The organism is Rhizobium sp. WYCCWR 11146, from assembly GCF_013591995.1.
GTDB classification, from domain to species: domain Bacteria; phylum Pseudomonadota; class Alphaproteobacteria; order Rhizobiales; family Rhizobiaceae; genus Rhizobium; species Rhizobium indicum.
The window spans coordinates 370,820-377,628 of record NZ_JACCEY010000009.1 but is presented as its reverse complement, the minus strand read 5'-3'; the positions used below and the strand labels follow the sequence as shown (position 1 = coordinate 377,628).

Annotated in this window: 5 protein-coding genes; 2 read left to right on the top strand and 3 right to left on the bottom strand. The window is 61.9% G+C overall.

Translation table 11 applies throughout. The annotated features are described in order from the left end of the window. A partial coding sequence (locus HX899_RS06085; RefSeq protein WP_181291850.1) for an ABC transporter ATP-binding protein occupies positions 1–920 on the top strand: 920 nt, incomplete at its 5' end. 6 nt (positions 921–926) lie between these two features. On the opposite strand, the gene HX899_RS06080 is transcribed toward HX899_RS06085, so the two are convergent. The 3 genes from HX899_RS06080 to HX899_RS06070 all read right to left on the bottom strand — a co-directional run bounded on the left by HX899_RS06080 (position 927) and on the right by HX899_RS06070 (position 5,288). Further along, positions 927–3,170, bottom strand: a complete 2,244-nt coding sequence (locus HX899_RS06080; RefSeq protein WP_181291849.1) for a glycoside hydrolase family 2 protein — start codon at positions 3,168–3,170, stop codon at positions 927–929. A 102-nt stretch (positions 3,171–3,272) separates the two neighbouring features. Beyond that, positions 3,273–4,271: a LacI family DNA-binding transcriptional regulator gene (locus HX899_RS06075; protein WP_171600715.1), complete on the bottom strand. Its 999-nt coding sequence runs from the start codon at positions 4,269–4,271 to the stop codon at positions 3,273–3,275. Positions 4,272–4,280: 9 nt separating this feature from the next. Beyond that, positions 4,281–5,288, bottom strand: a complete 1,008-nt coding sequence (locus tag HX899_RS06070; RefSeq protein WP_138333146.1) for a Gfo/Idh/MocA family protein — start codon at positions 5,286–5,288, stop codon at positions 4,281–4,283. A 203-nt stretch (positions 5,289–5,491) separates the two neighbouring features. Between HX899_RS06070 and HX899_RS06065 the strand changes: the two genes are divergently transcribed. Then, positions 5,492–6,784, top strand: a complete 1,293-nt coding sequence (locus tag HX899_RS06065; protein ID WP_138333148.1) for an ABC transporter substrate-binding protein — start codon at positions 5,492–5,494, stop codon at positions 6,782–6,784. Positions 6,785–6,809 lie beyond the last annotated feature (25 nt).

Genomic DNA, 6,809 nt, shown 5'->3' with positions numbered 1-6,809 from the left:
ACATCAGCGGGCTGCATCCCTCCAAGCGCGACATCGCCATGGTGTTCCAGTCCTATGCGCTCTATCCGAACATGACGGTGGCCGGCAACATCGCCTTCGGCATGGAGATCCGCGGCGTGCCGAAGGAGGAGCGTGCCAGGGCGATCGCCCAAGTCTCCGACATGCTGCAGATCGGCCATCTGCTCGACCGCAAGCCGAGCCAGCTCTCCGGCGGCCAGCGCCAGCGTGTCGCCATGGGCCGGGCACTGGTGCGCAATCCGCAGGTCTTCCTGTTCGACGAGCCGCTCTCCAATCTCGATGCCAAGCTGCGCGTCGACATGCGCACCGAGATCAAGCGGCTGCACCAGCGCATGGGCACCACCTTCGTCTATGTCACCCATGACCAGATCGAGGCGATGACGCTGGCGACCAAGATCGCCGTGCTGAAGGACGGCGTGCTGCAGCAGTTCGGCACGCCGGCCGAGATCTATAACAGCCCCTCCAATATCTTCGTCGCCGACTTCATGGGATCGCCGGCGATGAACCTGCTCAACGCCACCGTCGAGAACGGCGCCGGCGGGCTCGAAGTCTCGCTGGAGCGGCCGAATGCCGCCCCGCTCAAACTGCCTGTCATATCAGGCAATGACGGACTGACCGCCTATACCGGCAAACAGGTGATCTTCGGCATTCGGCCCGAAGCGCTGACCGACCCCGATGGCGCCGACCGCAAGGCGCGCTCGCTGACCGAGGGCGATTGCCTGATCGAGGTGGTCGAGCCGGCCGGCTCCGACACCTTCGCCGTCACCAAGCTCGGCGGCAAATCTGTCGTCGCCCGCCTGCGCGCCGATACCGGCATCGCTCCAGGACAAAATACCCGCCTCGCCTTCAATCTCGACAAGGCCGTCTTCTTCGATCCGGAGAGCCAGGCCAGGATTGGGTGACGGCCGTCAGGCGGCCGTCACACCGAGCGTCACCGGCGCGAAACGCGAGGAGACCGCTTCGACGGTGATCTCGCCGGTGAACCCTGTCGCCTCCAGCCAGAAGCCGGCAGTGCCGCCCTGCAGTGGCACGTTGGTCGGGCCGACGATCCTTGCCGGGCCGTGAACCTTCAGCGAAATGCTGTCGTTCATGAAGGGCAGGCGCTGGCCGCGCTGGTCGAGGGCGCGGATGATGACGCGCGTGCTGTCGCGTTCGCGTGCCCTCAGCGTCGAGCTGTCGGCAACGACTTCCAGGGTCGTGGGCAGCGGATCGGCCGCCAGCGTCAGGCTGGCCACCGGCTCCCCGCCGATATAACCGGTGAAGGTGCCGTCGATCCATTCGAGACCCCAGGTGCCGAGCTCGTCGGCGGTAAAGTGCCGATGGTCGAGCACAACGGGCGGATGCGGCAGATGCGGGTAGTTTTCGCGGTCCGGACCGATGCGCTTGCTGAGCGAGCCATATTGCAGCTCCACCTCGTCGCAGTTGGTCAGGATGATCAGCGGCAGCACGCCGCCGATATTGCGTTCGCCGCGCGCCCAGAAGGTCACCGGCTTCATGACGATCTCCTCGGAAGGGTCGCACTGGCTGATATAGGCATAGGCCGCGAATTTCGGCTCGCGGAACATGTCCATCACGCCGTGATAGCAGATGCGGTCGCCGGAGCCGAAATCCTTGTGGGTGTTGTAATCGAACATGCACCAGCCGATGGCGCCGGAGATATCAGGGTCGCCATAGGCGGCATTCAGTACATCAAGGTGCCGGCGCACATGCTCGGCCTGGCGCTGCTCCTGGTCATAAATCTTCGTCGGGTGCATGTGGCCGTTGAACTCGGTGATGAGGTACGGCACCTTGTGGGACAGTCCGGTATTTTCCTGCTGAGCGCGCAGCGCGGTGCGTGGGCGGTTGGCGCCCGGCAGCTCTTCATTGCCGAGGATGAAGTCGTTCATCGTGTAGACGTCTTCGAGCAGCTCGCTCTCGGTGAGATAACGCACGCCGCCGGTCTGGCGGGTGCTGTCGAGTTCGCGGGCGAGGCGATTGGTCTCGGCGTAGAAATCGTGATTATCCTGCGATTCGTTGATGCGCACGCCCCAGATGATGATCGAGGGGTGGTTCCAGTCGCGCTCGATCATGCGGCGGACGTTCTCGATCGATTCCTGCTGCCAGTCGGCATCGCCGATATGCTGCCAGCCGGGGATCTCCTCGAAAACCAGCAGACCGATTGTGTCGCATCGGTCGAGGAACCATTTCGACTGCGGATAATGCGAGGTGCGGACGATATTGCACTTCAGCACCGTCTTCATGATGTCGGCATCGCGCTCCTGGGCGGAGCGGCCGGCGGCATAACCGACATAGGGGAAGGCCTGATGACGGTTGAGGCCGCGCAGCTTCAATGGCTTGCCGTTGAGGAGGAAACCTTCCGGCGTGAATTCGGCGGTGCGGAAGCCGAACCTGGTTGAGACACGGTCGGAGCCGTGTTCGGTCCTCAGCTCGACGGTGACGTCATAGAGCGTGGGATCGGTGATGTCCCAGAGGGCGATGCCGGTGAGGCCACCAAAGGAGAGCGTGGTGCGGCTGCCGATCGTTTCTGTCGCGGCGGTGGCGACCACCGTGCCGTCGGCCTGTTTCAGCGTGGCGGTGACCGTCGCCGAGAAGCTGCGGCCCTCGGGATTGGCGATGTCGACGCGTATGGTCGCCGATTTCTCCGGGCGAAGAACGTCGGTGGTTTCGATCTTGAGATTGCGGATCGAGACCGGGTCGGTGACCTTCAGCCAGACCTCGCGGTAGATGCCGGCATAGGTCAGATAATCGATGCGGCCGCCGAAAGGCGGAATGTCGGGATTCTCGCTGCCGTCGATCTTGACGGTGACGAGGTTCTCGCCCTTGACGAGCTTGCCGGTGAGGCGGGCCTCGAAGGGCGTGTAGCCGTCCTTATGGGCAATGATTTCCTCGCCGTTCAGATAGACGACGCTGTCGGCCATGGCGGCGTCGAAGACGAGCGAGACTTCGCGGCCTTCGAATTCCGGCAGCCAGCGCAGCACCTTCTGATAGGTGAAGGCGCGCTGATAACTGGTCTCGTCGAAATAGCTGAAGGGCAATTCGACGGCGGTATGCGGCAGGCTGACCGACTTGGCCGCATCGAAAGCTTCGAGCAAACGCTGGCCGAAGCCCTCATGGAAACTCCAGCCTTCGTTGAAGGAAACGACGGAACGCATTTCAAACTCTCCCGGTTACAGCATCAGGGACGGTGCGGCGCCTTTCGGCGCGTGAAAATTGAGTCATACTATTCCTCCTTGATGCAATGGGTATGCGAGCTGTCAGGCGGTCGAGCCCCAGCGGGCGGTGCAGGTGAGCGTGATGCTGTGCGGGCCTTCGATCTCGGCGTCATGGCGTTCGATCAGTTCGACGACGGCATCGATGAAGGCGACGTGGTCGAGGCTCAGCGTGGTCAGGTCGTTGCAATCCCAGGCGGCCATGGCGATGCCGTCCTGGCCGACGATGGCGATATCATCAGGCGTGTTCTTGCCGAGCACCCGGCGGGCGGCATCGCGCGCACCGATCGCCATGACATCGTTGCCACAGATGATGGCGTCGACCTTGTCACGGTGCAGCAGGAGCACGGCTTCCTTGAAGCCGGAATCATAGGAGTAGTCACCGAAGGCCTGCGCTTCGAAGGAAAGGCCGCGCTTGGCCAGCGCATCGGCGAACCATTTTCGCCTGAGCTTGTCGATCCAGCTTGAATTGGTGCCGGAGAGGTAGGCGAAACGCTTCTTGCCGTCGTGGACGATCTTGTCGATGATCTCGTCGGCGGCTTCAGCGCCGTCGATGCGGATGCTGGAGACGCTTTCGTTGTCGAGCGGCTCGAAGGAGACGATGATCGGCTTGGTCGTGTGGAAAATATCGACCGCGTCCTGCATCGACACCATGTCGGAGAAGACGACGACGTGATCGACCTGATAGGTGGAGGCAAGGCGCATCAGCTGCAGTCGGTCGGAATGATCGGCGCAGCAGAGGATGATCGGCAGCAATTGTCTCGCCTGCAGACGGTGGACGAGAAGCTGTTGTTCCTCGGCCTCGCAAGGGTTGCCGATCGCATTGACGACGAGGGCGACGAGCCGCGAACGCTGGTTGTTCAGTGAGCGGGCGATCGCGTTCGGTTGGTAGCCATGTTCACGCGCGACGGCGAGGATGCGGTCGCGCGTCGCGCTGCCGATGCGCGAATCCGGCGAAAAGGCGCGGGAAATGGTGGCGGAGGAGACGCCGGCGAGTTTCGCCAGTTCCTTCGAGGTGATCCGCCGTCTGCTCATACCGCTCATCTTCAGCGCCTATTGGGCGACGATCCTGACGGAAGCGCCGTCGGCCGCTGCCGATTCCTTGATTGCATCCCATAGCCTAGCGAATCTGAGGCCCATTTCAACGGAGCCGGAGTTTTCCATCTTTCCCTCGCGAATGGCGAGGAAATTCTTCATCGGGTTGCCGAGAATCTCGGCTTCCTCGCGCGGCTCGGCGGTACGCCCGATACTGATCTCGCGCCAGCCACCCCAGGCGTCGATGCGCACGATCGCCTTCGAATAGAAGAAGGTGATGTAGGAAGCGCAGCCCGGAGGGCCTTCGCCGGCGGCCGTCAACGTCGCCAGCGCGCCGTTCTTCAGTCGGGCGGAGACGGCGGTGGCGATATCGACTTGCCTGCCGTGATTGTTCATATAGGCCGAGACGCTGTCGAAATCGGAATTGGCGAGCAGGCAGACGGTGTTCATCATATGGGCGCCGGTGTCGAACATGAAGCCGCCGCCGGAGATATCAGGCTGCTGCTTCCAGTGGCCGTGGTAATTCGACGACCAGCTTTCCCAGATCATGCCCGATATGGCGATCAACTCGCCGAACTCGCCGGCGAGAGCCCGCCGGCGCGTGTCGAGCACCAGCGGCGACAGGCCGCCCTGGAAGGCGGTGACGATGGTGACGCCACTCTTTTTCTGCGCGGCGATCAGCCTCTCGGCTTCAGCGACTGTCGTCACCATCGGCTTTTCCAGGAAGAGGTCGAGGCCGGCCTCCGCGACGGCGGTTGCCTGCTCGGCATGGAAGGTATGCGGGGTGGAGACGTAGACGATGTCGAGTTCGCCCCGGCATTCGGCGAGCATCTGACGATAATCCTCGAAGCCCTTCGGCTCGGGTGCGCCGGCGGCGAGGCAGACGTCGATCAGGCGCTGGCGCGAAGCCGCCGTGGTGTCGGCGAGTGCAGCAAATTCGATCTCCGGCATCTTGACCCAGCTCTCGGCATATTCCGCCGCCTTCAAGCCGGCACCGATGACGCCGAGACGCAATTTCTCAGACATGAAAATTCCTCCCTGGATAGATTGTGCACACGATTACACAAACGGTATGGCGATGGCAATATCTAAATAAACAAGTAATATCAGCATATTAAAACTCACGTTCAAATCTTTTCAAAAACCGTCTTGCCAGCATTTGGAATGCGTGTACATTTTCGCGACCGGCGCTGGAGGGCGCCGTGTCTCTACAAAAGGGAGGACTTCCGTTGAAGAAGATGGTTCTTGGCGGCCTATGCGCCGTTCTGCTGAGCGCGGTTTCGACGCTGGCGCAGGCAGAAACAATCCGAATTGCAAATCATGGTCAGGCCGGCATCGACGCGATGAAGTCGACGGTCGAGCGGATCGAAAAGAAATATGGCGTCACCGTCGAGGTCATCGAATATCCGGCACCCGACAAGGATTATCTTACCAAGCTCCTGACGGAGCTCGGCGCCGGCAACGCGCCCGACCTGTTCTCCATCCCGACGACGGCTGCCGTTTCCGACATGGTGGAAGCCGGTTACCTCGCGCCTGTTACCAAGGAGTTCAAGGCCTGGGACGGCTACGCCAACCTCTATGACGTCGCCAAGGAGCTTGCAGTCAGCCCGGATGGCGAAACCTATGTGATGCCGTTCATGCTCGGCATTCAGGAAATCTATTACCGCAAGGACGTTCTCGAAAAAGCCGGCATCTCCACCGAACAGCCAAAGACCTGGCAGGAACTTCTCGACCGCGCGGCCGAGATCAAGCAGAAGACCGGCGCCTACGGCCTGCTCTTTCCGGCCGGCGTCTCCTGGGGAAGCGGCGCCTTCGACGAAGGCTTCCAGCACCTGCTCGTCGGTTCCAAGACGCCGCAGCTCGTCGATGCCGACGGCAAGCTCGACCTCAATGGCGAGGGCATCAAGGACGTCTTCAACGTCTACAAGGAACTGATCGACAAGGATCTGATGCCGACGCAGCCGCTGCTCGGGCCCGAGCCCTGGGTCGTGCCGAAATACCAGATGTTCCCGGAAGGCAAGCTTGTCGCCACCACCTGCGGCTCCTGGTGCTACATTTTCGACTGGGGTCGCGAAAGCAAGAACCCGATCCCTGACGTAACGAAGGTGGTCGGTACCTGGACGGTTCCCGGCCAGAGCAATGGCCAATATGTGCTGGCCAATCTCGCCGCGCCATGGGCCGTCAATTCCAAGTCGGCAAATACAGAACTGGCGATCAAGGCGTTGATGGAGATCGGTTCGATCGAGACGCAGGTTTCCTACGCCGCCCGCATCGGCAACATCCCGGCCAGCAAGGGTGCGGCTGACAATGCCGAGTTCCAGAAGCTGACGGAACTGGTTCCGATCCATGCGGCGGCCGGGAACGGCGTGTTCCTGAAGCAGGCCTCCGGTTTCGGCACGGTTTCGGAAGGTGTGGCGCGGGCCACCGAAGCGCTGCTGCGCAAGGAAACCGATGCCGCCGGCGCCCAGAAGATCCTTGTCGACTACGTCAAGGAAACGCTCGGCGACGACATGGTCAAGTAAGCACCGGCATCGTCTCTTCCGCCAG

What these genes read in the sequence shown, in the direction of transcription:
- HX899_RS06080 (WP_181291849.1), bottom strand. Translation starts at nt 3,170, where the DNA reads ATGCGTTCCGTCGTTTCCTTCAACGAAGGCTGGAGTTTCCATGAGGGC.
- HX899_RS06070 (WP_138333146.1), bottom strand. Translation starts at nt 5,288, where the DNA reads ATGTCTGAGAAATTGCGTCTCGGCGTCATCGGTGCCGGCTTGAAGGCG.
- HX899_RS06075 (WP_171600715.1), bottom strand. Translation starts at nt 4,271, where the DNA reads ATGAGCGGTATGAGCAGACGGCGGATCACCTCGAAGGAACTGGCGAAA.